Annotated in this window: 27 protein-coding genes; 15 read left to right on the top strand and 12 right to left on the bottom strand. The window is 75.1% G+C overall.

Features of this window, described 5'->3' with window-relative positions; genetic code table 11:
• Window positions 1-1,198: 1,198 nt before the first annotated feature.
• Window positions 1,199-2,434: an aromatic acid exporter family protein gene (locus tag ACWGH1_RS20585; protein WP_453355851.1), complete on the bottom strand. Its 1,236-nt coding sequence runs from the start codon at window positions 2,432-2,434 to the stop codon at window positions 1,199-1,201.
• 182 nt (window positions 2,435-2,616) lie between these two features.
• Here ACWGH1_RS20585 and ACWGH1_RS20580 point away from each other — a divergent pair, with 182 nt between their 5' ends.
• Window positions 2,617-3,177 carry a hemerythrin domain-containing protein gene (locus ACWGH1_RS20580; RefSeq protein WP_453355850.1) on the top strand — a complete coding sequence of 187 codons (561 nt, stop codon included), beginning with the start codon at window positions 2,617-2,619 and terminating at the stop codon, window positions 3,175-3,177.
• 67 nt (window positions 3,178-3,244) lie between these two features.
• On the opposite strand, the gene ACWGH1_RS20575 is transcribed toward ACWGH1_RS20580, so the two are convergent.
• Together ACWGH1_RS20575 and ACWGH1_RS20570 are read right to left on the bottom strand one after the other, a co-directional pair.
• A complete protein-coding gene (locus tag ACWGH1_RS20575) occupies window positions 3,245-4,036 on the bottom strand; it encodes a GAF domain-containing protein (protein WP_453355849.1) in 792 nt (263 codons plus the stop codon).
• Window positions 4,029-4,784, bottom strand: a complete 756-nt coding sequence (locus ACWGH1_RS20570; protein WP_453355848.1) for a GAF and ANTAR domain-containing protein — start codon at window positions 4,782-4,784, stop codon at window positions 4,029-4,031. The genes ACWGH1_RS20575 and ACWGH1_RS20570 overlap by 8 nt, the downstream gene beginning before the upstream one ends.
• A gap of 170 nt (window positions 4,785-4,954) precedes the next feature.
• On the opposite strand from ACWGH1_RS20570, the gene ACWGH1_RS20565 reads away from it, so the two are divergent.
• Entirely contained in the window at window positions 4,955-5,359 is a 405-nt protein-coding gene (locus ACWGH1_RS20565; RefSeq protein ID WP_453355847.1) for an ATP-binding protein, read from the top strand.
• Between the two features lie 121 nt (window positions 5,360-5,480).
• Window positions 5,481-6,032, top strand: a complete 552-nt coding sequence (locus ACWGH1_RS20560; protein ID WP_453355846.1) for a DUF5133 domain-containing protein — start codon at window positions 5,481-5,483, stop codon at window positions 6,030-6,032.
• A gap of 119 nt (window positions 6,033-6,151) precedes the next feature.
• On the opposite strand, the gene ACWGH1_RS20555 is transcribed toward ACWGH1_RS20560, so the two are convergent.
• The 4 genes from ACWGH1_RS20555 to pgm form a co-directional block, all read right to left on the bottom strand.
• A complete protein-coding gene (locus ACWGH1_RS20555) occupies window positions 6,152-6,337 on the bottom strand; it encodes a CsbD family protein (RefSeq protein WP_453352521.1) in 186 nt (61 codons plus the stop codon).
• Between the two features lie 86 nt (window positions 6,338-6,423).
• Window positions 6,424-6,690 (bottom strand): DUF4235 domain-containing protein, encoded by a 267-nt coding sequence (locus ACWGH1_RS20550; RefSeq protein WP_453352520.1) that lies wholly within the window; start codon window positions 6,688-6,690, stop codon window positions 6,424-6,426.
• Between the two features lie 110 nt (window positions 6,691-6,800).
• Complete coding sequence (locus tag ACWGH1_RS20545) at window positions 6,801-7,691, bottom strand: oxygenase MpaB family protein (RefSeq protein WP_453352519.1); 891 nt, start codon at window positions 7,689-7,691, stop codon at window positions 6,801-6,803.
• Window positions 7,692-7,754: 63 nt separating this feature from the next.
• A complete protein-coding gene (gene pgm, locus ACWGH1_RS20540; protein WP_453352518.1) occupies window positions 7,755-9,395 on the bottom strand; it encodes a phosphoglucomutase (alpha-D-glucose-1,6-bisphosphate-dependent) in 1,641 nt (546 codons plus the stop codon).
• Between the two features lie 290 nt (window positions 9,396-9,685).
• Here pgm and ACWGH1_RS20535 point away from each other — a divergent pair, with 290 nt between their 5' ends.
• The 3 genes from ACWGH1_RS20535 to ACWGH1_RS20525 are packed head-to-tail and all read left to right on the top strand — an operon-like array spanning window position 9,686 to window position 12,300.
• Window positions 9,686-10,573 carry an SDR family oxidoreductase gene (locus tag ACWGH1_RS20535; RefSeq protein WP_453352517.1) on the top strand — a complete coding sequence of 296 codons (888 nt, stop codon included), beginning with the start codon at window positions 9,686-9,688 and terminating at the stop codon, window positions 10,571-10,573.
• A 13-nt stretch (window positions 10,574-10,586) separates the two neighbouring features.
• On the top strand, window positions 10,587-11,780 hold the full coding sequence (locus tag ACWGH1_RS20530) for an amidohydrolase (protein WP_453352516.1): 1,194 nt from the start codon (window positions 10,587-10,589) through the stop codon (window positions 11,778-11,780).
• Window positions 11,781-11,796: 16 nt separating this feature from the next.
• Entirely contained in the window at window positions 11,797-12,300 is a 504-nt protein-coding gene (locus ACWGH1_RS20525; RefSeq protein WP_453352515.1) for a metallophosphoesterase family protein, read from the top strand.
• Window positions 12,301-12,343: 43 nt separating this feature from the next.
• On the opposite strand, the gene ACWGH1_RS20520 is transcribed toward ACWGH1_RS20525, so the two are convergent.
• The 5 genes from ACWGH1_RS20520 to ACWGH1_RS20500 all read right to left on the bottom strand — a co-directional run bounded on the left by ACWGH1_RS20520 (window position 12,344) and on the right by ACWGH1_RS20500 (window position 17,204).
• Window positions 12,344-12,703, bottom strand: a complete 360-nt coding sequence (locus ACWGH1_RS20520; RefSeq protein WP_453352514.1) for an STAS domain-containing protein — start codon at window positions 12,701-12,703, stop codon at window positions 12,344-12,346.
• 51 nt (window positions 12,704-12,754) lie between these two features.
• Complete coding sequence (locus ACWGH1_RS20515) at window positions 12,755-13,981, bottom strand: PP2C family protein-serine/threonine phosphatase (RefSeq protein ID WP_453352522.1); 1,227 nt, start codon at window positions 13,979-13,981, stop codon at window positions 12,755-12,757.
• A gap of 97 nt (window positions 13,982-14,078) precedes the next feature.
• The gene (locus ACWGH1_RS20510; RefSeq protein ID WP_453352513.1) at window positions 14,079-15,671 is read right to left on the bottom strand and encodes a phytoene desaturase family protein; all 1,593 of its coding nucleotides are present in this window, start codon (window positions 15,669-15,671) and stop codon (window positions 14,079-14,081) included.
• The gene (locus tag ACWGH1_RS20505; RefSeq protein ID WP_453352512.1) at window positions 15,658-16,113 is read right to left on the bottom strand and encodes an SRPBCC family protein; all 456 of its coding nucleotides are present in this window, start codon (window positions 16,111-16,113) and stop codon (window positions 15,658-15,660) included. The genes ACWGH1_RS20510 and ACWGH1_RS20505 overlap by 14 nt, the downstream gene beginning before the upstream one ends.
• 104 nt (window positions 16,114-16,217) lie before the next feature.
• Window positions 16,218-17,204: an SDR family NAD(P)-dependent oxidoreductase gene (locus tag ACWGH1_RS20500; RefSeq protein WP_453352511.1), complete on the bottom strand. Its 987-nt coding sequence runs from the start codon at window positions 17,202-17,204 to the stop codon at window positions 16,218-16,220.
• 258 nt (window positions 17,205-17,462) lie between these two features.
• Between ACWGH1_RS20500 and ACWGH1_RS20495 the strand changes: the two genes are divergently transcribed.
• The 9 genes from ACWGH1_RS20495 to ACWGH1_RS20455 form a co-directional block, all read left to right on the top strand.
• Entirely contained in the window at window positions 17,463-18,425 is a 963-nt protein-coding gene (locus tag ACWGH1_RS20495; protein WP_453352510.1) for a UDP-glucuronic acid decarboxylase family protein, read from the top strand.
• 70 nt (window positions 18,426-18,495) lie between these two features.
• A complete protein-coding gene (locus ACWGH1_RS20490; RefSeq protein ID WP_453352509.1) occupies window positions 18,496-20,172 on the top strand; it encodes a carbamoyltransferase family protein in 1,677 nt (558 codons plus the stop codon).
• Window positions 20,169-21,245 carry a glycosyltransferase family 2 protein gene (locus tag ACWGH1_RS20485; RefSeq protein ID WP_453352508.1) on the top strand — a complete coding sequence of 359 codons (1,077 nt, stop codon included), beginning with the start codon at window positions 20,169-20,171 and terminating at the stop codon, window positions 21,243-21,245. Before ACWGH1_RS20490 ends, ACWGH1_RS20485 begins: the two co-directional genes overlap by 4 nt.
• Entirely contained in the window at window positions 21,242-21,877 is a 636-nt protein-coding gene (locus ACWGH1_RS20480) for an HAD-IIIA family hydrolase (protein ID WP_453352507.1), read from the top strand. Before ACWGH1_RS20485 ends, ACWGH1_RS20480 begins: the two co-directional genes overlap by 4 nt.
• Window positions 21,874-22,953, top strand: coding sequence for a glycosyltransferase family 9 protein (locus ACWGH1_RS20475; protein ID WP_453408883.1), 1,080 nt, complete (start codon window positions 21,874-21,876; stop codon window positions 22,951-22,953). The genes ACWGH1_RS20480 and ACWGH1_RS20475 overlap by 4 nt, the downstream gene beginning before the upstream one ends.
• The gene (locus ACWGH1_RS20470) at window positions 22,950-23,915 is read left to right on the top strand and encodes a glycosyltransferase (protein WP_453357297.1); all 966 of its coding nucleotides are present in this window, start codon (window positions 22,950-22,952) and stop codon (window positions 23,913-23,915) included. The genes ACWGH1_RS20475 and ACWGH1_RS20470 overlap by 4 nt, the downstream gene beginning before the upstream one ends.
• Window positions 23,912-25,171 carry a glycosyltransferase gene (locus ACWGH1_RS20465; RefSeq protein ID WP_453408882.1) on the top strand — a complete coding sequence of 420 codons (1,260 nt, stop codon included), beginning with the start codon at window positions 23,912-23,914 and terminating at the stop codon, window positions 25,169-25,171. Before ACWGH1_RS20470 ends, ACWGH1_RS20465 begins: the two co-directional genes overlap by 4 nt.
• A gap of 94 nt (window positions 25,172-25,265) precedes the next feature.
• Entirely contained in the window at window positions 25,266-25,940 is a 675-nt protein-coding gene (locus tag ACWGH1_RS20460; RefSeq protein ID WP_453357615.1) for a D-sedoheptulose-7-phosphate isomerase, read from the top strand.
• On the top strand, window positions 25,937-26,826 hold an 890-nt coding region (locus ACWGH1_RS20455), incomplete at its 3' end, for a bifunctional heptose 7-phosphate kinase/heptose 1-phosphate adenyltransferase (protein WP_453408881.1). The genes ACWGH1_RS20460 and ACWGH1_RS20455, both read left to right, overlap by 4 nt.

The raw sequence follows: 26,826 nt of genomic DNA, 5'->3' as shown, positions 1-26,826 counted from the left end.
GGGACGGCAGAACCCGGCCCGCTGCCCGCGGCCAACGTCGCCGACTCGGTGCCCCCCGTGGGCGGCGGACCGGCGCCGGTGCGACCCAGGCGCTGCCGCCGGCGGCCGGCCTTGCAGGCACGGCAGAACCCAGCGCCGCCCGATGCCCGCGGCTACGGTCGCCGGCGCGGACGGTCCGGCGCAGGCCGGGCATTCATCCGCCCGCGCCGGTGCGGGTGCGCCCCGTGGACCCGGCGGCAGGCCCTGCGGGCACGCCCACACCAGGCCCGGGGACGGCAGAACCCGGCCCGCTGCCCGCGGCCAACGTCGCCGACTCGGTGCCCCCCGTGGGCGGCGGACCGGCGCCGGTGCGACCCAGGCGCTGCGCGCCCCCGGCGGCCGGGCATTCGTCCGCCGGTACCGGTGCCGGTGCGCCCCGTGGGCGCGGCGGGCCGACGCTAGCGCGACCAGGACGCTGCCCACGGCGCGGCCGGCCTTGCAGGCACGGCAGAACCCAGTGCCGCCCGGTGCCCGCGGCTACGGTCGCCGACTCGGACGGCCCGGCGCCGGGCATTCGTCCGCCGGTACCCGGTGCCGGTACGCCCCAGGCGCTGCGCGCGCCCGGCGGCCGGCCTTGCAGGCACAGCGGAGCCCAATGCCGCCCAACGCCCGCGGCCACGCGCGACCAGGACGTTGCCGCCCCTGGCGGCCGGTCCCCGGGCGCGCCAGGCCCCGCCCGGGGACCAGGCACGCCACGCCCCGGGGACGGCAGGAGTCGGGCTTGCCCAGTGCCCGCGGCCGCCGCCGTCGGCTTGGACAGGGCCGGGACCGGCCGGGCGTTCGTCTGCCCGCGCCGGTGACCCAGGCGCTGCGGTGCCACCGGCGGCCGGCCCCGCGGGCACCCCCCCCCGCCCCGCCCGGGGACGGCAAGACCCGCTGCCGCGAGGTATGCGCGGCCGCGGCCGCCAGCTCCGAGGGGCCGACGCAAGCCGGCAACCGGCTCGGCGCGATGCCCGCGCCGGTCCGCGGATGTCCCCCCCGGCCCGTCGCGCCGACCGAGCACCTCGCCGAGCTGTCCGGTCCCCCGTGAAGGCCCCGTACGAAACGCCTCCCCCCGGTAGCGGGTGACGAGGTGCCGCAGAGCCGGAACGGTACGGTCCACGCCTTCGGCGTGAAGACCATGCCGCCCGGCGACAGCCCGGCGGCGTGGGGCTGCGCGTCACCACCAGCGCAGGCGGCGGCCCTCCTCCGCCGCCGCGGGCCGGAACCGGAGTTGGCCGGCCAGACGGTGCAGACGCGGAAAGCGCTCGCGGCGCAGCTGCGAGTGCCGGTCGAGTTCCTCGATGAGCCGCTCGGAACGTTTCTCCACCCCGAGCTCGTCCAGGACCCGGTCCGCCTCGGCGAGCAGGGCGCCCGAGAGCTGCCACTGGCCGGGGTCGGAGCGCACCTGCTCCAGCAGCAGCTCCGCGAGCCGGTCCCGGCTCAGGCGGGCCGTCTTGAGTTCCTCCGTCAGCCTGCTCTCGGCTTCCTCGGCGTTGGCGCTGACCTGGGCGGTGATCAGCTGGGCGAAACTCTCGACGGCGATGGCCGTGTGCGCGTACAGCTCCCGCAGCGCCTGCGCGATGTGCGCCGGGAACAGCGGTTCCGCGGGCCGCACCTGAGCCAGGTCGGTCAGGGTCCGGCAGGAGACCCGCAGCACCACAGCGCAGATCTCCAGGGTGTCCAGCCCGGTGCGCAGCACCAGTCGGAACAGGAGCCCTTCGCGCACCCGCGGGTTCAGCCGCAGGCTGTCCTCCGCCTGCCGCAGCGCGGCGTCGACCTGGGCGATGTCGTTGTCGAGCCGGCGCGCCTCGTGCAGGCGGGCGGCGGCCTTCTCCACCGGGGTGTGCTCGTCGAGTTCGTCGGTGATGTGCACCATCAGGGCGCGCATCCGCCGGGCGAGGTCGGTGATCGCCTCGCTGGCCGGCCCGACCCATACGGGCGGTACGAAGAGGAAGTTGAACAGCAGGCCGACCGCGGCGCCGATCAGCGTCTCCAGCACCCGGTCCCAGGCGGTGTCCGCCACCCTGGTCACGCCGAGGACGAGCATCGCGCTGATCGCGACCTCCGGAACGAACTCGCCGGCCTTCACCAGGGGCCCGATGGTGAGCGAGATCAGGATGATCAGGCCGAGGCTCCACCACGTCAGGCCCACGAGCGCGCTGAATCCGATCGCCAGCAGCACCCCGGCCACCACGGAGTTCACCCGGCGGATGCCGGTGGTGAGGGTCGAGTAGAGGGTGACCTGTACGACGAGCAGCGCGGTGAGCGGAGCGGTCAGCGGGGCGGGTTCGCCGCTGAGCCGCAGGGCGACGACGTACGCGATCACGGCGGCCGCGGTGGAGCGAACGGTCTGGACGACGGCGGGCTCCCGGTGCCGGCGCACCAGCTGACGCAGTGGAGCAGAGAGTGACATAACCCGCCCTTTCCCCTTCGCGTGAAGATCAACGCGGTACGCCGCGAGCGGTACACACCGGATATGTCACGACACGCTACGTGAGGACCAATCCGCCGCCGGGTCGCTGCGCGGCGGTTCACTGGGTGGCCTGAATCGGACCACGTCCTGAATCGGATCACAGCACGAGCGAGGAGAGCGGCATGGGACATGGCGGCGACGTCATCGCGGAATTGACCACGGACCACGAGGAGGTGGAGGAGCTCTTCACCAACATCCAGGAACTGCCGGCGGGCGACGCGCGCCGGAAGCACTACGCGGACCAGGTCATCATGGAGCTGGTGCGGCATTCGGTGGCCGAGGAGTCGTACCTGTACCCGGCCGTCCGCGAGCACCTTCCCCAGGGGGACAGCATCGCGGACAAGGAGCTGGAAGACCACGCGATGGCCGAGCGCACCATGAAGGACCTGGAGGGCTGCGACGCGGACGACCCGCGTTTCGACGCCCTGATGACCAAGCTGATGGCCGAGATCCGCGCGCACGTGGCCGACGAGGAGAACAACCTGTTCCCCCAGCTGCGCGCCGCCTGCACCCCGGACATGCTGAACAAGCTCGGCGACAAGGTCCGCCAGGCCAAGAAGACGGCACCGACCCGCCCACACCCCTCGGCGCCGGACAAGCCGCCGGCCAACAAGCTGCTCGCTCCCGGAGTGGGCATGGTCGACCGGCTGCGCGACGCGATGAGCGGACGCGGCAAGGACTGACCCGCGCAACCCGGGGCGGTGCCCCGGAGGCCGGGAAGGTCCGGCCTCCGGGCCCCGTACGCGCCGGTCAGGTACGCGGAGCGGCCGACCGGTCCAGCACCGCGGCGGGAGCGAGGGTGCGGTGGAGCAGGGCGTGCGCCGTGTCGGTGGGGCGGACGCCGCTGTGCTCGCTGTAGCGCTGGAGGGCGGCCGCCGCCTCGGGCACCGGCAGGTCGCCGGCCGCCGCGAGCATACCGGTGGCCGTGTCCAGGGCGGCCTTTCCGGCGAGGGCCGCATGGGCGCGGGTGAGGATGTCCTGCGGTCGCAGCGGGTCCGCCGTCCACGACATGACGGCGATGGCGGTGACCCGGGCCAGGGCACCGAGCAGGGTCAGCTCGCCCTGCGGGATGGGCACGCTCCGGCGCATGAGGAGGTTTAGGGCCCCCACGCCCTGACCGCGGACTTCGATGGGCACGGCATAGGCGCCGGCGAACCCGGCCGCGCGGGCGAGCGGGACGAAATCCGGCCAGTCGGCGGTCCGGGCGGCGAGGTCGGGGGCGCGCACGGCCTGCCCCGTCTTCCAGGCGTCCAGGCAGGGGCCTTGCGACGTCTGGAGCTGGAACATCTCCGCGAGGCCGGCCTGCGGGTCGCTGACGGCCATGCTCCGCAAGCCGCCGCGGGCCGAGACCAGCATGACGCCCGCCGCGTCGGCGGTGCTCAGTACGACGCTCTGCTCCACGAGGCGGTGCAGCAGCACCGTGGGGTCGGTGTCGTCGGACAGCGTGTCGGTGAGACGGACGAACGCCTCCGTGATCATGAGTTCGCGCGTCATGCCCGCACCCTTCTCGTGTCGGCCGCCGTCGGCTCCGGCCCTAGTCATGAAGACGCACCCTTCCCGCGACGACGTCGCGTGCCGCATCGGTCACGCTCTGGCCGTGCGCGAAGGCGTGTGCCCGTAGTCGGGCCATGGCCCCTTGTGGATCGAGCTCCAGGTGGACCATGAGCATGCCGGTGGCCTGGTGAACCTCCTCATGATCGCTCTCCGCCGCGTCCAGCCAGCCGGAGCCCTGCGCTTCGGGGTGACCCCGGCGCAGGAGGAACGCGTTCGTGATGGCGTCCGCGGCCGGGAAGGCGAGCGCGAGGTCGTCCTGGCTGAGCGGGCCGGGCTCGCTGCGGTAGAGGTCCAGGGTGCCCATCGCCAGACCGCCGCCGCCCAGCGGCAGCGAGAAGACCGCGCGCACGCCCAGGTCGACGGCCTGCTGCGCGAACACGGGCCAGCGCCGGGCGTCCCGGCCCTGCGTGAGATCGGTGGCCAGTACGGGCGCCACCAGCTCCAGCGCCTCGCGACAGGGTCCGTCGCCGAGGGAGTACTGGGCTTCCGCGAGTTTCCCGGCCGTCTTGTCGCTCGACCACCACAGGGCACGCGCGTCGCCGCCGCCGTGGAGCGAGATCGAGGCGCCCGTGACATCGAGGAGATCGACGCACGCCCGGCACAGCCGCACGGCGGCGTCTTCACCGGCCTGCTCGTCCGCGCCGTCGGCGACCGCCGCACCCAGCCGCCGCAGACCGTCTTCCAGTGGCCGGCGCATCGCGGCGCAGTCCCCGTCCTCGGACCGAGCGGACGTCATCCCTGCACCTCCACGGGCATCCCCTGCCCCGCCAGTGTCCCACCGAACCGGTGCGGGATCATCGAAGGAGGCGGCAAGAAAAGTACCGCACGCACGACACATGGCCGGTACGGGCCACGGGCAGGCGGGTGAACGGAAACCCTCAAGGAGTCCACAGGGAGACAGCGCCCATGGACACGTCACTAGCCCGGCACCGCATCACGCTGGACCCGGAGCCCGGGGCCTACGCCGCCGCCCGGGACACCGCCCACCGCTTTCTCGCCGACGCCGAGGACCAGGGCCGCGCCGTGCCCGACCCGGCCCGGGACATGCTGCTGCTCCTGGTCACCGAGCTCGTCACCAACGCGCTGCGCCATACCGACGGGCCCTGCACCCTGCACCTGACCCTGCACGCGGACGCGATCGACGTCGACGTCACGGACACCAGCCCGCACCCGCCCGCGCCCCGCGAGCCCGACCACAGGGGTCGTGGAGGCTGGGGCTGGACCCTCGTGCACCACCTCACCGAATCCGTCGACATCCGGCCGACCCCCGACGGGGGGAAGACGATCCACGCGCGGATCCCGCTGGAGTGACCCCCGGTCCACGCCGGAAACGCGCCACCGACCGCGATTTGACCGCATAGCGGGATACGGGATCTCCGATAGCGGGCAAACTCAGGCCTGGAACGGCGTGAGAAGCGGAGGCGACGAGCGGATGACCGAGACACCGACACCCCGCCGCCGCCGGGCGCCCGTGGGCTCCCGCGATCCCTCCGTCGCCGCCGCGACGGCGGCGCGGGCCCAGGTCGAGCGGGCCACGGGGATCCTCATGGCGCTGGTCCCGTGCGGCGCGGACACGGCCCGCCGACTCCTCACGGCGACCGCACAGGAGACGGGCACCACGGTGGAGGAGAGCGCCGGGGCGGCCGTCGCGCTGCTCTCCGGGCAGGACGAGCCGACGGCGGTCCAGCAGGCGCTGCGCACTGCCATGCGCCGCGCCCGGTCCGGGCCGGAGCAGGGAGCCGGAGCGCGGCTGCTGCCCGGGGCGGACGTCCTGCGCGAGCACGTCACGCGCTTCCGGGCGCTGCGCCGCGAACTGCTGGGGGCGCCGGGGGACCTCGTCCTGCAGAGCAGGCTGGACGACGCCACGTACACCCTCTGCGTGATGATGGGCCGCAGAACGCCCCACGACGCGCTCAAGGCCGCCGAGCTGCGGATCGGCGCCCAGCCGCGGCCCGGTGCGGACGCCGGGGGCCGCAGCGGCTGAGTCCGGCCGGACGGTCGGGGTACGCAGCGTCGCCGTCCGGCTGCGCGTGAGTCACCTGAGCGAGATGTTCACGGCCATCGCCGACGGCGACGCCGGCTGTCAGGCCGCCGCAGTGGGGGTCAGAGCGAACCCTTGCCCCGCTTGGCGCCCTTGGCCCGGGACTTGGTGTCCTCCAGCGCGCTCTTCGCCTCGCCCTTGGCCTGGTCCATCTTGCCTTCGGCGGCCATCCGGTCGTTTCCGGTGGCCTTGCCCGTGGTCTCCTTGATCTTGCCCTTCGCCTTGTCCATGCCGCCCTTGCCGGCCATGGTGACCTCCTTGGGTTGTGTTGACAGACGTTGTCTTGACGGTGGTTCTCGCTGACGGTGTCGTACTGACAGGGGGTGGCCGCCCCTCAGGCGGGCCAGGTGCCCGAGACGCGCCGTACGGCGGTGGCGCCGCCGCGTTCGACCGCGGCCTTGACCACGGCGAAGACCGCCCCTTGCAGGGCGGCCGCGAACAGGATCTCGCGCCAGGCCCTGCCCTCGTCGGTGGCGTTCGGCGCGTCGTCCTCGTGGCCCGCCAGTTTCCAGACCTGCTTGAACGTCACGCCCGCCAGCATGCCGGCGACGGCGCCGAGCGCCAGTCCCACCGGCTTGTAGGCGATCTTGGCCTTGTTCACCGTCCGCGCTCCTTCCGTCGGCCCCGTGTCGGTGTCCGGAGCGACCTCCGCAGCGGCGTCTGCCCCGGCGCCGCCGGGATAAGCCCGGCGCCCGGTGGTTTTCCACGCCCTCAGCGCGGCCCGGCGGGCTCCGCACGCGGCGGAAGGGCTCCCATCGCCCACCGGATCGTCCCCGTCAGCACCCGGCCGGACAGCCGTACGAGGTCTTCCGGCAGGTACGGCGCCCGGCGCAGGCCCAGCAGCGTGCGGGCCCACGGCGGCAGCAGGCAGACCGCGTTCGAGGCGAGCACGGCGTAGGGGCCGCGGGCGATCCACGGCAGCGGGGGCTCGTGGAGGATGAAGCGGGCCGCGTCCCGGGCCTCCGGCGTGGCGCGCAGTTCGGGGCGGTAGCGGGCCAGCCGGTCCGCGAGGGCGGCGCGGTCGCGCGGCGGGTCGGGCACGCCGAGCGCGCGGGCGACCCTGGCGGTGTCGGCGATGTACGCGTCGCAGCCGGCGCCGTCCAGGGGGTGGGCCCCGAAGCGCTGGTGAGCGCGCAGGAAGCTGTCCACCTCCGCCACGTGCACCCAGCACAGCAGGTGCGGGTCGGCGGCGTGGTAGGGCTCCCCGGCAGCGGTGGTGCCCTTGATCCGCTCGTGCACCTCGCGTACGTGGTCCACGGCGCGCTGGGCGTCCTCGGCGGTGCCGTAGGTGGTGAAGGCGAGGAAGGTGCTGGTGCGCTGGAGGCGCCCCCAGGGGTCGCCCCGGAAGCCGGAGTGCGCCGCGACGGCGGCCATCGCGCGCGGGTGCAGGGACTGCAGGAGGAGCGCGCTCAGGCCGCCGGTGAACATGGAGGCGTCCCCGTGGACGGTGCGGATGGGCCGCTCGGGACCGAACCAGCGCGGGCCGGGGGCGCCGTGGATCCGGGCGCGGTTCTGCGCGCCCGCGGGCCCGGCGACGTGGCTGAACAGGCTGGCGCCGACCCGCTCCCGCAGGCCCTGGCCCGACCGCTCGGACGTGTTCATGCCCCCATCCTCCCGCGCGGCGGGGCGGGCCGGGAGTCCCCGGTCCGCCCGGCCGCCGCGGGGTCAGGAGGAAAGCGCCGCCGAGACCACCGCCCGCGCCGCTTCCTGGACTTCGGCGAGGTGCCCGGGGCCGCGGAACGATTCCGCGTAGATCTTGTACACGTCCTCGGTGCCCGAGGGGCGCGCCGCGAACCAGGCATGGTCGGTGGTCACCTTGATCCCGCCGAACGCCGCTCCGTTGCCCGGGGCGCTCGTCAGTACAGCGGTGACCGGGTCACCGGCCAGGGTTTCCGCGCTGACCTGTTCCGGGGACAGCCGGGCGAGCACGGCCTTCTCCTCCCGGGTGGCCGGTGCGTCGATGCGCGCGTACGCGGGCTCGCCGAACCGGGCGGTGAGCCCGGCGTACCGCTCCGAGGGGCTCTGCCCCGTCACCGCGAGGATCTCCGAGGCGAGCAGGGCGAGGAGGATGCCGTCCTTGTCGGTGGTCCACACCGAGCCGTCACGGCGCAGGAATGAGGCGCCGGCCGACTCCTCGCCGCCGAAGCCGAGGGTTCCGTCGGCCAGTCCGTCCACGAACCACTTGAAGCCGACGGGGACTTCCACCAGTTCCCGGCCGAGGTCGGCGGCCACCCGGTCGATCATCCCCGAGGACACGAGCGTCTTGCCGACGGCCGCGGAGTCCGGCCAGTCCGCGCGGTGGCGGTAGAGGTAGTCGATGGCGGTGGCCAGGTAGTGGTTGGGGTTCATCAGCCCGCCGTCCGGCGTGACGATGCCGTGCCGGTCGGCGTCGGCGTCGTTGCCGGTCGTGAGGTCGAAGCGGTCCTTGCCCTCGATCAGCGAGGCCATCGCGTAGGGCGACGAGCAGTCCATCCGGATCTTCCCGTCCCAGTCCAGCGTCATGAACCGCCAGGTGGGGTCGGTTTCCGGGTTGACGACGGTCAGGTCCAGGCGGTGCTCCTCGGCGATGCGGCCCCAGTAGGCGACGGAGGCGCCCCCGAGCGGGTCGGCGCCGATGCGCACGCCCGCCGCGCGGACGGCGTCGAGGTCCAGCACCGAGGGGAGGTCGCGGACGTAGGCGCCGAGGAAGTCGTACCTGCCGGTGCCGGCGGCCGCGAGGGCCCGCGCGTAGGGCAGTCTCCGGACCTCCTTCGAGCCGCCGGTGATGATCTCGTTGGCCCGCTCCTGGATCCAGCCGGTCGCCTCGGATCCGGCGGGCCCGCCGTGCGGCGGGTTGTACTTGAACCCGCCGTCGCCGGGCGGGTTGTGGGAGGGGGTGACGACCACGCCGTCGGCCAGTGCACCGGTACGGCCGCGGTTGTGGGTCAGGATGGCGTGCGAGACCGCGGGCGTGGGGGTGTATCCGTCGGCGGTGTCGATGAGGACGCTCACGCCGTTGGCGGCGAACACCTCGATGGCCGTGACCCGGGCGGGTTCGGACAGGGCGTGCGTGTCGGCGCCGAGGAACAGCGGCCCGTCCACGCCCTGGCGGGCCCGGTATTCGCAGATGGCCTGGCTCGTCGCGGCGATGTGGTCCTCGTTGAAGGCCGTGGCGAGGGACGATCCCCGGTGCCCCGAGGTACCGAAGCTGACCCGCTGGGCCGGATCGGCGGGATCCGGGTGCAGGGCGTAGTACGCGGTCACCAGCCGGGACACGTCGATGAGGTCCTCCGCCCGCGCCTGCTGCCCCGCTCGCTCGTTCGGCATCCGTTCGCTCCTCCGTACTGGTCGGGACTCCCGACGGGGTCCGCGCCGCTCCATGGTCGTGCGGGCGGCGCCCGCGGCCGGGCTCAACGCCTCGCCGCTCCGCCCCGCCCTCCACACGGCCTACCCAACGGGGGCGGCTCCTACCGGCCGGGTTCGCTGCGTTCGTCCGGGTTTGTGGCGGCGGTCAGCGGTTAGCCGCACCGTGCCGGGGCACGCGCGGCAGGGTCCGCGCGTTCCGGCGGCCCCCGGGAGCCGGGGGCGGTCGAGCGCTGTCGAGGAGGTTGTGCCACGTGGAACGCAGCAGCGGGGCCCCTGACCCCACCACCAAGTACCCCCGTCCGGATTTCCCGCGGCAGGAGCAGGAGCACCCGGGACTGACCGGAGCGATGGAACCGGTGCCCGACCACGGCGAGACGTCCTACCGGGGCCACGGCCTGCTGGAGGACCGCAAGACCGTCATCACCGGCGGGGACTCCGGCATCGGCCGGGCGGTCGCGATCGCGTACGCGCGCGAGGGCGCCGACGTGCTCTTCACCTACCTTCCCGAGGAGGAGGAGGACGCCCGGCAGACCGAGCGCATGGTGGAGGAGGCGGGCCGCAAAGCGGTGGCCGTGGCCTGCGACATCCGTGAGGAGGAGCAGTGCCGGGCTCTGGTGGACCGGGCGGTCACCGAGTTCGGCCGGATCGACGTGCTGGTGAACAACGCCGCCTACCAGATGGCGCAGCCCGAGGGCATCTCGGCCATCAGCACGGAGCAGTTCGACCGGGTGGTGCGCACCAACCTCTACGGGATGTTCTGGCTGTCGAAGATGGCCCTGCCGCACATCCCGGCGGGCGGGAGCATCATCAACACCACCTCCGTCCAGGCGTACAAGCCGAGCCCGCCGCTGCTGGACTACGCGATGACCAAGGGCGCCATCGTCACCTTCACGCAGGGCCTGGCCCAGATGACGGCGGCCGACGGCATCCGGGTCAACGCGGTCGCGCCCGGGCCCGTGTGGACTCCGCTGATCCCGGCCACGATGCCCGACACCAGCGACTTCGGCGCCCAGTCACCGCTGGGCCGCCCGGCCCAGCCCGCCGAGCTTGCCCCCGCCTACGTCTTCCTCGCCTCGGCCCAGGCCGGCTACCTCACGGCGGGGATCCTCAACGCCACCGGCGGGACCCCGCTCCCCTGACATCGGAGGACATGTGTCACACGATCACGAGGCCCGGTACGTCCGGATCGAGGAGGAGGTGGCCCGGCGCGCCGACCGGCTCTGGGACATCAGCTGCGCCCTGCACCGGGACCCCGAGACGGCCTACGCGGAACACCGCTCGTCCGCGCTGCTGAGTGCGGAGTTCGAGCGGGAGGGGTTCACCGTCGAACGGGGTACGGCCGGCCTGCCGACCGCGTTCGTCGCCCGGTCCGGCAGCGGGGAAGGACCCCGGGTGGCCCTGCTCATGGAGTACGACGCGCTGCCCGGTCTCGGGCACGCCTGCGGGCACAACCTGATCGCGGCCGCCGGGCTGGGCGCCGCGGCCGCGGTACGGGCCGCCCTCGGGGACGGCGCGGGAACGGTGCTGGCCGTGGGCACGCCGGCCGAAGAGCGGGGCGGAGGGAAGGTGGAGCTGGTGTCGGCCGGGGTGTTCGACGGCGTCGACGCCGCGCTGATGTTCCACCCGGGGGTGCACAGCTGGGCGTGGGCGCCGCTGACGGCGCAGCGCCAGCTCCGGGTGGGGTTCCACGGCCGCGCCGCCCATCCCACCGGCAATCCGACGGAGGGCGTCGACGCGCTCGCCGCGCTGGTGCAGCTGTTCAACACCACCGCCGTGCTCGGCCGGCGGCTGCCCGCCGGCTCGCACGTCCAGGGCATCGTGACGGACGGCGGCGAGTCCACCAACGTGGTACCCGCCTACGCGGAAGGCCTGTTCGGGCTGCGCGGGGCGACGACGGGCGCGCTGGACGAACTGGCGGCCGAAGTCGAAGCCTGCGCCCAGGGGGTCGCCAAGGCCACGGGCACCAAGGCCGAGGTCACCCCGGTCGGTACGGGCTACCGGCACTTCCGCAACAACCGGGCGCTGTCCGACCGGTTCACCCACCACATCGGGCGGGCCGGGGTCGCGCTCGGGGATCCGGCGCCGGGGGTCTACCTGGGCTCGTCGGACATCGGTGACGTGAGCCACCGGGTCCCGGCCATCCACCCGTTCGTGGCCATCATGGACGAGCCGGGCTCCGACCACACCCCCGGGTTCGCGCTCGCCGCGGCCGCCCCCAGGGGACGGCGGGCGATGCTGGCATCGGCGCGGGCGCTGGCCTGCACGGCGGCGGACGTGCTGCTGGACGCCACCTTGACGGAGGCGGCCTGGGCGCAGCTGCGGCAGCAGGCCGCGGCGAGCGGCTGACCGTAGCGTGGCAGGCATGCGCCTGCTGCTGATGTCCGACACGCACCTGCCGACCCGCGCCAAGGCGCTCCCCGCCGCCCTGGTGGAGGAGTGCGCGCGGGCGGACGTCGTGATCCACGCGGGTGACTGGATCGACGAGGACGCCTACGCGCTGGTCGCGGAGCGCGCCCGCGAGCTGCTCGGGGTGCACGGCAACAACGACACCCCGGCGCTGTGCGCGCGGCTGCCCGAGGTGGCCCGGGCGGTGCTGGAGGGCGTCCGTGTCGGCGTGGTGCACGAGACCGGGGCTGCCGCGGGGCGGGAGGCCCGGTGCGCCCGGCGGTTCCCGGACCTGGACGTCCTGGTGTTCGGCCACAGCCACATCCCCTGGGACACCACCGCGCCGGGGGGCCTGCGGCTGCTCAACCCCGGTTCCCCGACGGACCGGCGCCGCCAGCCGTTCCACACGTACATGACGGCCGTGGCGTCCGGCGGCGCGCTGACCGGGGTCCGGCTGCACCGGCTGCCGCCGCCCCGCTGACGCCGGGGGCTGCGGGCGCGGCGCCGCTGCTCCGGCGGGGCACTCACCAGGGGTCGAGCGGGCGGTGCGCCGGGGATTCGTCCGCGCCGTCTCCGTGGAAGACCGGGCCCAGCCCGCTGATCTCCAGCAACCTCAGCAGGTGGGCGGGTACGTTCGTGAGGACCACCGACCCGCCCGCCTCGACGGCCTGGCGGCGCAGCTGTACCAGCGCGCTGAGGCCGGAGGAGTCGCAGAAGGTGACGCCGGAGGCGTCCAGGACCAGGCGCGGATGGGCGGCGATCAGACTCGTGCACTCCTCGCGCAGTTGGGGAGCGGTGTGCCAGTCCATGGCGCCGGCGAGCGCGGCGACCAGTCGGGGCCCCTCCGACTCGCGGATGCTCAGGCGCAGGGCGCTGTGTTCCACTGGCTGACTCCTGACGTGCTCCTGCGCGGGAACCGGCTTCCGGGCGCCGCATCACCCCTCGGCCATGCCGGTGTGTGCCGCCGCCTCCCGGGTGGACTCGGCGGTCGGCCCGAGCCATTCGCACAACAGGACGGTGGCGTCGTCGTTGAGGCGCCCCTCGTGGTGCTCCATGACCGCCTGGATGAGGCGCCGCAGGGTCTCCGGCACGGGCAGCCCGTCGGCGTGCCGGCGGATGAGGAAGTCGGTGAACCGTTCGAGGCCGAATTCGTTGGAGCCGGGGCGGCGCGCCTCCGTGATGCCGTCGGTGTACAGCACCAGCCGGTCGCCGGGCTCCAACTGCTCGCGGCACACGGTGACGGGCAGTTTGAGGTCGGTGCCCATGGGGTGGGCCGGCGGACACACCAGCTGGGTGGTCCACCGCCCGCCCCTGATGACGAGGGGCGGATGGTGGCCCCGGTTGACCCAGGTCAGCTCGCCGGTCGCGGTGTCGAGGTCGGCGAGGATGCCGGTGACGTAGGAGCCGTGGCGGAACTGCTCGATCAGCAGTTCCTCCACCCGTTCGCTCGTGCCGACCAGGTCCGATCCCTGGCGCCGGGAGTTGCGGCAGGCGCCGACCGCGAGGTTCGCGGCCAGTCCCGCGGCCGTGTCGTGCCCCATCGCGTCGAAGATCGACAGGTGCACCACCGGACCGGCCATGGCGTAGTCGAAGGCGTCGCCGCTGATCTGGTAGGCGGGCTCCATGGCGGCCGAGATCACCACCCGGCCGTCCGCGTAGGTGCGCGGCGGCATCAGGTGCCACTGCATCTCCGCCGCAACGTTCATGGGCGCGGTCCGCACGAGGCGGGCGTAGGAGTCGCTGTGGTCCCGTTTGGTGACCACCAGCAGGGCGAGGAGCGAGGCGAGGGACTCGGCGTCCTGTCTGGCCAGGTCGTCGTCGTACGGGGTGGTCAGCTTGATCAGGCCCAGCCGCTCCGTGCCGTCCAGCATGGGCACCCACCACTGCAGGCCGTCCCGCCCCGTCACGGGGACGATCTCGCCGTACTGGTAGGAGCGGCCCGCCAGGGTGCCTTCGACGGGTACCTCGGCGCCGGCGGCCGGGGCGGACGCCGTGGGCACGTCCAGTCCGTCGCCGGTGAGCAGGCGCAGCACGCTGCCCTGCACGTCGGCGACGTAGACGCACACTTCGGTGAAGCCGGCGTGCGCGGCGTGGACACGGGCCTGCTCCGGTACGCGTTCCATCGGCATGAGGTGGCTGGCCGCCAGCAGGCCCATCAGCATCCGCCGGCTGCCGCGCTCGCGCTCGGCCGTCACCGAGTCCTCTCCCGCACCGTCCACGTCACAGCCCAGTGCAGCACACGGCGCCCCGCCGCGCCTTTCAGGACGCCGCGCCACCCCGCAGCAGGCGCGCCCGCAGGGCCGCGCGGGCGGCGTTGGCACCGGGGGCTCCGTGCACGCCCCCGCCGGGGTGGGCGGTTGCCGAGGCGAGGTAGAGCCCGCGGACCGGGGTGCGGGGACGGCCGGTGCCCGGGACGGGGCGGAAGAGGAGCTGCTGGTGCAGGTTGGTGGTGCCCTGGTTGACGGCGCCACCGATCAGGGCCGGGTTGAGGCGCTCCAGGTCGGGGGGTGCGAGGACGCGGCGGGCCCGGACGGTGGCGCCGAAGCCCGGGGCGTAGCGCTCGATCTGCGCCTCGACGCGGGCGGCGATCGCCTCCTTCTCCCGTTCGTCCCACTTTCCGGTGATGGCGCCCGCGCCGTCGTCTCCCGCGTCCCCGGTGACGGCCTGCGGGACGTGGGTGTAGGCCCACGCGGACTCGGTGCCGGCCGGCGAGCGGCTGGGGTCGGCCGTGGTCATCTGGCCGAGGACCACGAACGGCACGCGGGGCACCTGGCTCATGGCGATCTGGGCGGAGAAGAGGGTCAGCTCGTCCAGGCCCTCGGCGAGGTGGACGGTCCCGGCGCGCCGGGCGCCCTCGGACCGCCAGGGGATCGGCGCGGACAGCGCCCAGTCCACCTTGACGGTGGCGAAGTCCCACTGGAAGCGCCGCAGGTCGGAGCGGAGCCGGGCGGGCAGGTGCTCCTTCCCCACGAGCCGCTCGTACAGGAGCGGGGCGGGTACGTCGGCGAGGACGGCCCGCCGGGCCGGGATCTCGGCGCCGTCCCCGGTGCGCACCGCGACGGCGCGCCCGCCGCGCACCACGACGCGGGTGACGGGCCGCGAGCAGTACAGGGTGCCGCCCCGGGCCTCCAGCCGGCGCACCAGGGCTCCGGTGAGGGCCTGGGCGCCGCCGACGGGCACGGGGAACCCGTACGCCTGGCCCAGCATGCACATCAGCCAGCCGAAGCCGCCGCCGAGGGCGGACTCGGGACCGAGGTCGGCGTGCAGCGCGTTGCCGGCGATCAGCAGTCGCGCACCCTCACCGGAGAACTCCTCGTCGCCGAGCCGGCGTGCGGGCAGCAGCATCGTGCGGGCCACCCGGAGCCCCTCGGCCGCACGCAGCCGGGCCGCGAGCCGCAGGCCGGCGCGGACCGGTGGGAAGGGGGTGAACAGGCATCCGAGCACGTCGTCGCCGATGCGCTGCCAGAGGGCGTGGAGCCGCTCCCAGGCAGCCCCGTCGCCCGGTGCGAAGGCTTCGACGGAGGCCGCGGTGTCCTGGACGTCGCTGCCGAGGACGGCGCAGCGGCCGTCTTCGAGGGGGTGGGCGACCACCGCGGGGGCGCGGCTCCAGCGCAGCCCGTGCTGTTCCAGGTGCATGTCCCGGATCACCGGGGAGGCCGCGGCGAGCGGATAGAACGCGCTGAACAGGTCGTGTACGTACGCGGGGTCGAGCCCGCGGTCGCTGCGGACCGCCCCGCCGGGTTCGGGGGCCGCCTCCAGGACGACGACCCGCCAGCCGGCGTCGGCCAGCAGGTTGGCGGCGACCAGGCCGTTGGGGCCGGCGCCGATGACCACCGCGTCAGGACTCGCCATCGGGCCTGGCTCCCTTGGACTCGACGGCCCGGGAGAGGCGCCCGAGCATGCTGCGGTGGCGGAGCTGGACGAGGAGGTCGATGGCGGCGTTGTGGATGGAGCCGTTTCGGCCGCGCAGGGGGTGTTCGTCGATGATGACCAGCGTGTCCTTGCCCCAGGGCTTTATCTCGATGGCGATCCGGGCACTGCCGCCCTTGCCCGCCAAGGCCTCCAGTTCGAGCCGGTGGGGTGGCTCGCAGGCGCGGACGACGGTCTTCCCCTGATAGGCGAGGGGGCCGAGCTTCAGCCGGTAGCCGATCGTGGCGCCCTCCATCGGCCAGTGGCCGCCGTCCTCCCAGGACTCCTCGGTGCCGACCACCCAGTCGGCGTACCGGCTGCCGTCCCGCAGGACGTCCCACACCCAGGCGGGCGGACGGCGTATGAGCCGGTGCTGCACTGCCATGGCTCCTCCAGGGCTCGGTGGCGCGTAGGTGTCCGGCGCCTACCCCGGGCGGCGGGGTTCATACGGCCCGGGCGGGTGACCGGCGCCGGGCTCGGACACGCGGTTCAGGTGGACGGCCGGTGCCCGGCGGCGGCGCGGGCGCCGAGCAGTGCCGCGCAGCCCAGTGCGGCGGCGGCCGTCCTGCGGGCCGCCGTGCGCCGGCCGCTGCCGCGTCCGCCGCGGACCGCCGCGCTCCGCCCGGACGGCACGTGCAGGGTGCCCGGGGTGTCGGGCGCGCCGCCGGCGGGGTCGAGGTACCGGCGTTCGGTGCGCCGGGCGAGCGTGCGGCGCGTCAGGTCCGGGGCGAGGCTTTGGGCGGCCGCCAGGGTCCGGGCGTAGGGACCCACCAGCACGCGGGGTCTGGGGCGGCGCATCGTGGCGGTGAGGGCGCGGGCCACCCGCTCCGGCGTCGCCACGGGCGGCAGGGCGCGCAGTTCGCGGCCGGTGTGGTTGGCGGCGTGCCGGAAGAAGGGCGTGTCGACTCCGGCCGGGAGGACGGTGCACACGCTGATGCCGTCCGCACCCGTGAGGGCGAGTTCCGTGCGCAGTCCTTCGTCGAAGGTGACGAGGGCCGCCTTGGACATCGCGTAGCCGGACATGTACGGGGCCTGCACCACCGCGCCGAGCAGGGAGGCGACGTCGATGAGCACGCCTTCGCCCTGCCGGCGCATGACGGGCACGGCGGCCCGGGCCCCGTTGACGGCGCCGATGACGTTGACGTCCAGCAGGCGGCGCAGTTCGTCGGGCGGCGTCTGGTCGAACCGGCCGAGGATGCCCACGCCGGCCACGTTGGCCCAGACGTCGATCCGGCCGAACCGGGCGGTCGCCGCAGCGGCGAGGGCGGTGACGGCCCCGGGGTCGGTCACGTCGGTGGGGACGGCCAGCGCCTTTCCCCCGCGGCGCCGGCACTGCTCGGCCACCCGGTCGAGTTCGCGGCCGCTGCGGGCGGCGAGGACGACGTGAGCGCCGCGCTTCGCACAGGCCAGGGCCGTGGCGCGGCCGATGCCGCTGGACGCGCCGGTGATGACGACTACACGGTTCGCGAGCTTCACACCCGGGCGTCTCACCGGTACCGCGCGATTCATGCCGTTGACGCCGTGCCGGGCCGGCCGTGGCCTGCCCGTGGCGTGCTCACGCTCCGTGTTTCACCGGAATGCAGTGCTTCCGAGTGCCCGCTCCCCGCGGCTGGCGGAGGCTGTTGGCAAGTCCCGGGGCTCCAGCCGTCCGCCACCGCGGGTCCGCTGAGGGAGTGCCCCACCTGCCGACACGGCCGGTGGCGAGCCGGACCGACCTGCCAGAGGAGACCTTCGATGAACGCCGTCTCGAAACAACGCTGGGAGCACGCCGTCGTCACCGGTGGTGCCGGTTTCGTGGGTTCACACCTGTGCGCCGCGCTGCTGGACGCGGGTACGGCGGTGACGTGTGTCGACGACTTCAGCACCGGCCGGCCGGAGAACGTCGCCGCCCTGGCGGACAGGCCGGGCTTCACGCTGTTCCGGGCCAACGTCTCGGAGCCGTTCACCGTGCCCCGCCCGCCGGACCTCGTACTGCACCTGGCCTCCCCCGCCTCGCCGGCGGACTACCTGCGGCTGCCGCTGCACACCATGGAGGCGGGCAGCCTGGGCACCCGCAACGCCCTCGAACTCGCCCACCGGTCCGAGGCGCGCTTCCTCCTCGCCTCCACCTCCGAGGTCTACGGCGATCCGCAGGAGCACCCGCAGAACGAGCGCTACTGGGGCCACGTCAACCCGGTGGGCCCGCGCAGCGTGTACGACGAGGCGAAGCGCTTCGGTGAGGCGCTCACGACCGCCGAGGCAGGCTTCCACGGGACGGACACGGCCATCGTGCGGCTGTTCAACACCTACGGGCCGAGGATGCGCGGCTACGACGGCCGGGCCGTGCCCACCTTCATCCGCCAGGCCCTGGCGGGCGAGCCGCTGACGGTCACCGGTGACGGGCTCCAGACCAGGTCGCTGTGTTACGTGGACGACACGGTCGCCGGGATCCTCGCGATGGCTGCCGACGGCATGCGGGGCCCGGTGAACATCGGCAACCCGACCGAGATCACGATGCTGGAGCTGGCCCGGCTGGTCATCGAACTCACCGGCTCCCGTTCCGAGATCCGCTTCATCGAGCGGCCCACGGACGACCCGAGCGTGCGCTGCCCCGACATCACGCTGGCCCGAGGCAAGCTCCAGTGGGAGCCGAAGGTGACCGCCGAAGACGGCTTGCGGCGCACCATCGCCTGGTTCCGCGCCCAACCGGACGGCTGACGCCGCAGCACCGGGGCGCGTCCCCCTCCGGTCCCCAGCGCCGCTCCCTCCGCCGAAAGGCCCGACAGACATGCGCATTCTCGGAATCAACGCCCTCTTCCACGACCCCGCCGCCGCGCTCGTCATCGACGGCCACATCGTGGCCGCCGCCGAGGAGGAACGTTTCTCCCGACGGAAGCACGGCAAGCGCCCGGTGCCCTTCTCCGCCTGGGAACTGCCCGTACAGGCCGCTTCCTGGTGCCTGCACCGGGCCGGTCTGCGCCCGCAGGACCTCGACGCCGTGGCCTACTCCTTCGACCCGGCCCTCGCCCGGCCGGCCGAGGAGATGGGCCTGGACGACCCCTGGGACCACCTGCGGCTGACCTACGCGCGCGAGGCGCCGGGCTTCCTGGGCAGCGCCCTGCCGGGGCTGGACCCCGCCCTCGTCCGCTTCGTGCCGCACCACATGGCGCACGCCGCCTCCGCCGCGTTCGCCGCCTCCGGGGCCGAGACCTCCTCGGTGCTGGTCCTGGACGGGCGCGGTGAGCGGGCCTCGCACCTGGCGGCCCGCCGGATCCACGACCGGCTGGAGCCCCTGCACTCCCAGGAACTCCCGCACTCCCTGGGCCTGGTCTACGAGGAGCTCACCGCCCACCTGGGGTTCCTGCGCTCCTCCGACGAGTTCAAGGTCATGGCCCTCGCCTCGCACGGCACCCCGCGGATGCTGGCGGAGCTGCGGCGCTACGTCCACCCGACCGGCGACGGCGGGTTCCGGGCGACCGGCGTCCCCTGGCACGAACTGTGCGCCCCCCGGGGACCGGAGGAGCCGTGGACCCGCGACCACGCCGATGTCGCCGCCAGTGCGCAGGCCGTGCTGGAGGAGACGCTGCTGGACCTGGCGCGCTGGCTGCACGGAAAGACCCACGACAGCGTCCTGACCCTGGCCGGCGGCGTCGCCCTGAACTGCGTCGCCAACTCCCGGATCGCCCGCGAGGGGCCCTTCTCCCGCGTGTGGGTGCAGCCCGCCGCCGGTGACGCGGGGACCGCGCTCGGCGGCGCCCTCCTGCTGGCCGCGGGCGCCGGGGACGATCCGGAGCCGATGGCCGGCGCCGACCTGGGCCGCGACTGGTCCGACGCCGAACTCGGCGCCTGGCTCAAGACGGCCGCCGTGCCCTTCGAGCGGCCGCCGGACATCGCCGAGACCGTCGCGCGGGCGCTCGCGGACAACGCCGTCGTCGCCTGGTTCCAGGGGCGTTCGGAGTACGGACCGCGGGCCCTGGGCCACCGTTCGCTGCTCGCGCACCCCGGGCACGCGGGCAACCTGGAGCGGCTCAACGACGTGAAGGGGCGCGAGCAGTTCCGGCCCGTGGCGCCCATGGTGCTCGCCGACCGCGCCACGGAGATCTTCACCGGGCCGGTCCCCAGCCCGTACATGCTGTTCGTGCACGACGTGGCACCCGAGTGGCGCGAGCGGATCCCCGCCGTCGTACACGTCGACGGCACCGCCCGCATCCAGACCGTCGACCCGGCCACCGAGCCGCTGGTGGCCCGGATGCTGAGCCACTTCGAGCGGTTCACCGGGCTGCCCGTGGTGGTCAACACGAGCCTGAACACGGCCGGCCGGCCCATGGTGGACGACCCGCGCGACGCGCTGGAGTGCTTCGGCTCCTCGCCCGTCGACCTCCTCGCGATCGGGCCGTACGCGATCCGGCGCGGCACCTTCTTCCGCACCGACGACCGCTCCGACGACGAAGGCTGGTCCCGATGACCGCGTACGCCCCTGCCCGGACGGCTCCGCCGTACGCCGTGGTGGTGCCGACCCTGGGCCGGCCGAGCCTGAGCCGGTGCCTGGCGGCGCTGGCCGCCTCGGCCGGGCCCAAGCCGGTCCGGGTCGTCCTCGTCGACGACCGCCCCGGGGCCGGCGGCACGCCCCTGCCGGTCGACGTCCCGCACTCCCTGCGCGACGTCACGGTGACCGTGCCTGGCGGGGGCCGGGGGCCGGCCGCCGCGCGCAACACGGGCCGCCGCGAGGCCGGCGACGTCGCGCACTGGATCGTCTTCCTGGACGACGACGTGCTGCCCGGGCCCGACTGGGGCGAGGAACTGGCCCGCGACCTCGCGGCGGCCTCCGAGCGGACCGGCGGGATCACCGCCCGGATAGCGGTGCCGCTGCCCGGCGACCGCCGCCCCACCGACTGGGAGCGCGGCACGGCCGGACTGGCGACCGCGCGCTGGATCACCGCCGACATGGCTTACCGGCCCGAAGTCCTGGACGCGGTCGGCGGCTTCGACGAACGGTTCCGGCGGGCCTTCCGTGAGGACGCCGACCTGGCGCTGCGGGTCCTGGACGCCGGGTGGAGCCTGGACGAGGGCCTGCGCCGCACCACCCATCCGGTGCGCCCGGCCGACCGCTGGGTCTCGGTGCGCCAGCAGGCGGGCAACGCGGACGACGTCCTGATGAACCGGCTGCACGGCGGCGGCTGGTGGAGCCGGGCCAGCGCGCCCCGCGGCCGGCTGCCGCGCCACCTGCTGGTGACCGGCGCCGCGGCCGGGGCGGTGTCCTGCGCCGTCCTCGGCAGGCGCGGCGCCGCGCTCGCCTGCGCGACCGGGTGGCTCGCGGGCACGGCCGAGTTCGCGGGGGCGCGGATCGCGCCGGGACCCCGGACCCGGCAGGAAGTGCTGTCCATGGCGGTGACCAGCGTGCTCATTCCGCCGGTGGCCACCTGGCACTGGCTGCGCGGGCAGGTGCGCCACCGGCGGGCGCTGCCGTGGCGGCCACGGCCGGAGGCGGGGCCGGCGCGGGCGCCGCGCGCGGCGGTCCGGGAACGGGTGCCGCGGTGACCCGGCCGCCGTCGCCCGGCCCCTGGCTGTTCGAGGCGTCCCCCCGGAGCGGGGCGGGCCACGAGGCGGATCCGGCACTGCCGCAGGCCGTGCTGTTCGACCGGGACGGCACCCTGGTGGCCGACGTGCCCTACAACGGCGATCCGCGGCGGGTGGTGCCGATGCCCACGGCGCGCGAGGCCGTGGCCGCCGTACGGGCCCTCGGCATCCCGGTGGGTGTGGTCAGCAACCAGTCGGGCGTGGCCCGGGGCCTGTTGACGCGCTCGCAGGTGCTGGCCGTGCGCGAGCGGGTGGACGGACTGTTCGGGCCGTTCGCGGTGTGGGCGGTGTGCCCGCACGGACCGCGGGACGCCTGTGGCTGCCGCAAGCCCGCACCCGGCCTGGTGCTGGCCGCCTGCCGGTACCTCGGGGTCTGCGCCGGGCGGACCGTGGTCATCGGTGACATCGGCGCCGATCTCGGGGCCGCGCGCGCGGCCGGGGCCCGGGGCGTCCTCGTACCGACCGGGCGGACCCGGCGGGAGGAGGTCGCGGCGGCCGGGGAGACGGCGCCCGACCTCCTCGCGGCGGTCCGGCTGGTGCTGGGCGACCGTACCCCGGTGGTGGCGGCCTCCGGTCCCGGGAGCGCCCGGTGAGCGGGCCGCGGACGCTGGTGGTGCGGCTGGACAGCGCGGGCGACGTGCTGCTGGCCGGGCCCGCCGTCCGGGCGGTCGCGGCGGGGTCCTCGTACACCGCGATGCTCTGCGGGCCGCTCGGCGAGCCGGCCGCCCGGATCCTGCCGGGCGTGGACGACGTACTGGTGTACGACGCCCCCTGGGTCGGGCTGGAACCGGCCCCCGTCGCCCGCCGGGAGTGGGCGGGGCTGCTGGAGGCGGTCGCGGCCGGCCGGTTCGACCGGGCGCTGGTCCTGGTCTCCTACCACCAGAGTCCGCTGCCGGCGGCCCTGTTGCTGAAACTGGCGGGCGTCCCGTGGGCCGCCGCGGACTGCGAGGACTACCCCGGTTCGCTGCTGGACCTGCGCCACCGGCGCCTGCCGCACCGGCACGAGGCGCTCGCCGCGCTCGACCTGGCCCGGGACTGCGGGTTCGCGCTGCCGCGCGGCGACGACGGGGCGCTGCGCGTGCGCACCCCTCCCGACACCACGCACCTGACCGGCCCGGCGCCGTACGTGGTGCTGCATCCCGGGGCGGCCGCGCCGGCCCGGGCGTGGACCGCCCCGCGGGCGGCGCGGGCCGCCGCGGCGCTCAGCGCGGCGGGCTACCGGATGGTGGTCACCGGCAGCCCGGCCGAGAAGGACCTGACGGCCCGGGTGGCGGGCGACCACGCGCTGGACCTCGGCGGGGTCACCGCCGGCCTGACGGAGCTGGCGGGCGTCCTGGCGGGCGCCCGGGTCGTGCTCACCGGCAACACCGGTCCCGCACACCTCGCCGCGGCGGCGGGCACCCCTGTCGCCTGCCTGTTCGCGCCGGTGGTGCCCGCCGAGCGCTGGCGTCCGTACGGCGTGCCGCACATCCTGCTCGGCGATCAGGAGGCGCGCTGCGCGCGGACCAGGGCGCGCCGGTGCCCGGTCGAGGGCCACCCCTGCCTCGACGGCGTGAGCGACGTCGAGGTGCTGGCGGCGGTGGCGACGCTCGGCGGCGGGACCGCGCTGGGAACGGAACCGGCCCGGCCGGGCGGCTCATCCGAAACGGAGCGAGGAGCAAGGGTATGAACATCCTGCTGTGGCACGTGCACGGATCCTGGACCACCGCCTTCGTCCAGGGGCCGCACACGTATCTGGTGCCCGTCACACCGGACCGGGGCCCGGACGGTCTGGGGCGGGCCCGCACCTTCTCCTGGCCGGATTCCGTCAAGGAGGTGACGCCCGGGGAGCTCCGCGAGACCCCCGTCGACCTCGTCCTCCTCCAGCGGCCGCACGAGGCGGAGCTCGCCGAACGCTGGCTGGGCGGGCGCCGCCCGGGCCGGGACGTGCCCGCCGTCTACCTGGAGCACAACGCGCCGGACGGCGACGTGCCCTGCACCCGGCACCCCTTCGCCGACCGCGACGACCTCACCCTGGTCCACGTCACGCACTTCAACCGGCTGTTCTGGGACAACGGCTCCACCCGGACCGAGGTGATCGAACACGGCATCGTCGACCCGGGGCACCTGTACTCGGGCCGCCTCGCCCGGGCCGCCGTCGTGGTCAACGACCCCGTCCGCCGGGGCCGGTACACCGGCACGGACCTGCTGGCGGCCCTCGGCGAAGCCGTGCCGCTCGACGTGTTCGGGATGCGCACGGAGGGCCTCGCCGAACACCTGGGCGTACCGGCCGACCAGTGCCGCAGCGCCGACCTCCCGCAACGGGCACTGCACGAGGCGATGGCGGCGCGGCGGATGTACATCCACCCGGTGCGCTGGACCTCGCTGGGGCTCTCGCTGCTGGAGGCCATGCACCTGGGCATGCCCGTCATCGCCCTGGCCACGACCGAGGCGGTGGAGGCCGTACCGCCCGGCACCGGGATGCTCTCCACCCGCCCCGAGGTACTGGCGCGTGCCGCCCGGCTCTACCGGGAGGACCCGCAGGCCGCCGCCGAGGACGGCGCGCGGGCCCGCCAGGCCGTCTTGGAACGGTACGGACTCAAACGCTTCCTGGCCGACTGGGAGCGCGTGATGACGGAGGTCTGCTCATGACGGCGCGACCGAGCACCTTGCGTACCCGCCGCAGCCCGCGCGGCCTGTCCATCGCCCTGGTGTCCGAGCACGCCAGTCCGCTGGCCGCCCTGGGCGGGGTGGACGCGGGCGGCCAGAACGTGCACGTCGCGCGCCTCGCGGGCGCCCTCGCGGACCGCGGCCACCGGGTGACCGTGTACACCCGCTGGGACTCCAAGGAACTGCCGGTCACCAAGCCGCTGCGCCCGGGGGTACTGGTCCACCACGTGCCGGCCGGGCCGGCGGAGCGGCTGCCGAAGGACGAACTGCTGCCGCACATGCTGGAGTTCGCCCGCTACCTGGCCCTGGAATGGCAGGAGGCGGGGCCCGACGTGGTGCACTCCCACTTCTGGATGTCGGGGTTGGCCTCGCTCCAGGTCGCGCGCGAGCTGCGGCTGCCGCTGCTGCACACCTACCACGCGCTGGGCACGGTGAAGCGGCGCCACCAGGGGCACGCCGACACCAGCCCGCCGGCCCGGATCCCCTGCGAGGTGCAGGTGGGGCTCGGCTGCGACCGGGTGGTGGCCACCTGCCGGGACGAGGTCGCGGAGCTGGCCGGGATGGGGGTGCCCGCCGAGAAGGTCGACGTGGTGCCCTGCGGGGTGGACCCGGAGCAGTTCTCCCCCGAGGGCCCGGTCGCCGAGCGCGGTCCGTACCGGTACCGGCTCCTCCAGCTGGGCCGGCTGGTGCCCCGCAAGGGAGCCGCCGTCGCCATCACCGCCCTGGCCGGACTGCCCGACGCGGAACTGGTCGTGGCGGGCGGACCGCCGCCGGAGCGGGTCGACGCGGATCCGGAGGTGCGCCGGCTGCGGGACCTGGCGCGGGCGGCCGGGGTCGCGGACCGGGTCCGCTTCACCGGCGGGGTGCCCAGCGCCGGGGTCCCGGCCCTGCTGCGCAGCGCCGACGTGGTGCTCTGCCCGGCGGACTACGAGCCGTTCGGCATCGTCCCGCTGGAGGCGATGGCCTGCGGCAAGGCCGTCGTCGCCAGTGGCGTCGGCGGGCAGCTGGACACCGTCGCCGACCGCGTCACCGGCCGGCTGGTGCCGCCCGGCGACGCCCGGGCCCTGACCGCCGCCGTCGGCGAGCTGCTGGCCGATCCCGCCCTGCGGGAGGCGTACGGGGCCGCGGGACGGCGCCGCGTGCTGAGCCAGTACGGCTGGGCGAGCGTCGCCGCGGCCACCGAGACCGCGTACCGCTCGGTGCTCCACTCCCGCACGGCGGTGGCGGGAACCCGCTGACCCCCATCCGTCCGGACCCGACCGCGCACTACCGACTACCGAAGGAGGGACGGGTACGGCCGCGGCCCCCGGGCGCGGCCGGCTCCCGGCCGCCATGACCGATCACTTCGCACTCGACGGCGCGCACCGGCACTGCCAGTCGCTCCAGGACGCCCTGGACCGGCTGCGCAGCCACGGCCTGGGCCGACTCGGCGACTGGGGCGCGCGGCTCGCGGCCGTACTGCCCGCGGGCGGCCGGCTGCTGGCCGCGGGCAACGGCGGCAGTGCCGCCCAGGCCCAGCACCTGACCGCCGAACTGGTGGGGCGCTACCGACAGGAACGGCCCGCGTACTCGGCCATCGCGCTGCACGCGGAAACCTCCAGCGTCACCGCCATCGGCAACGACTACGGCTTCGACCAGGTCTTCGCCCGCCAGGTGGCGGCGCACGGCCGTCCCGGAGACGTCCTCGTGCTGCTGTCCACCTCGGGCCGCAGCCCCAACCTCATCTCGGCGGCCATCGCCGGCCGGACCGCCGGGATGGAGGTGTGGGCGATGACCGGCCCCGGGCCGAACCCGCTGGCCGAGGCCGCCCACGAGACCCTGCACGTCGACGCGGCCGCCACCGCCACGGTGCAGGAGACCCACCTCGTCGCGGTGCACCTGCTGTGCGAGGCCTTCGACTCGGCCGCAGCCACGCCCGGCGGCGCCCGCCCGGCGGGCCGCGGGCGCGAGCGGCCCGCGGGGCCGAAGCGGTCCGGGGCGGTACCCGTCTTCCGGAGGCTGCCGTGACCGGCCGCGGACCGCTCGTGGTGGTGGGCGACGTCCTGCTGGACGAGGACATCGAGGGCGTCGCCACCCGGCTGTCCCCCGACGCCCCGGCGCCGGTCGTCGACGTCACGGGCGAGCGGCGCCGGCCCGGCGGTGCGGGACTGGCGGCCGCGCTGGCGGCCCGGGGCGGCCGCGAGGTGGTCCTGGTGACCGCGCTGGGCGACGACGAGGCCAGCGAGACGGTACGGACCGCGCTGCGCGGGCGGGTACGGGTCGTCGAGATCCCGCTCGACGGCGACCTACCGGTCAAGACCCGGGTGCTGGCCGCCGGGCGCCCCCTGGTCCGCATCGACCGCGGCGGCGGCACCCCGGGGTCCCCGGCCCGATCGGTACGCGAGGCCCTGGAGCACGCCGGGACCGTGCTCGTCGCCGACTACGGCCGGCACACCGCGCGCGCCGTGCGGGAACTGCTGGAGGCGGTGGCACCGCGGGCGCCGCTGGTGTGGGATCCGCACCCCAAGGGGGACGCCCCGGTCCGCGGGGCCCGTCTGGTGACGCCGAACGCGGCGGAGGCCCGGGCGCTGAGCGGCGTCGAGGGCGCCTCCCTGCGGGCGTACGCGGAGCGGGGCGCCGAGCTCGCGGACCGGTGGCGGGCCGCCGCGGTGGCGGTGACCCTCGGCGAGCGCGGGGTACTGCTGACCCGGCCCGGCGCGCTGACGCCGATGCTGGTCCCGGCGCCGTACCGGGCCGAGGGCGACCCGTGCGGGGCGGGCGACTGCTTCGCCGCCGCGACGGCGGCTGCGCTGGCGGACGGGGCGCTGCCGGAGGAGGCGGTGGAGCGGGGGGTGGCCGAGGCGGCCGCCTTCGTCGCGGCGGGCGGCGCGGCCAACCGCGCGCTGTGGCGGAC

This window comes from Streptomyces sp. NPDC054883 (genome assembly GCF_053610645.1).
The sequence above is the reverse complement of the archived record's forward strand: the minus strand, read 5'-3'. Positions and strand labels throughout refer to the sequence as shown.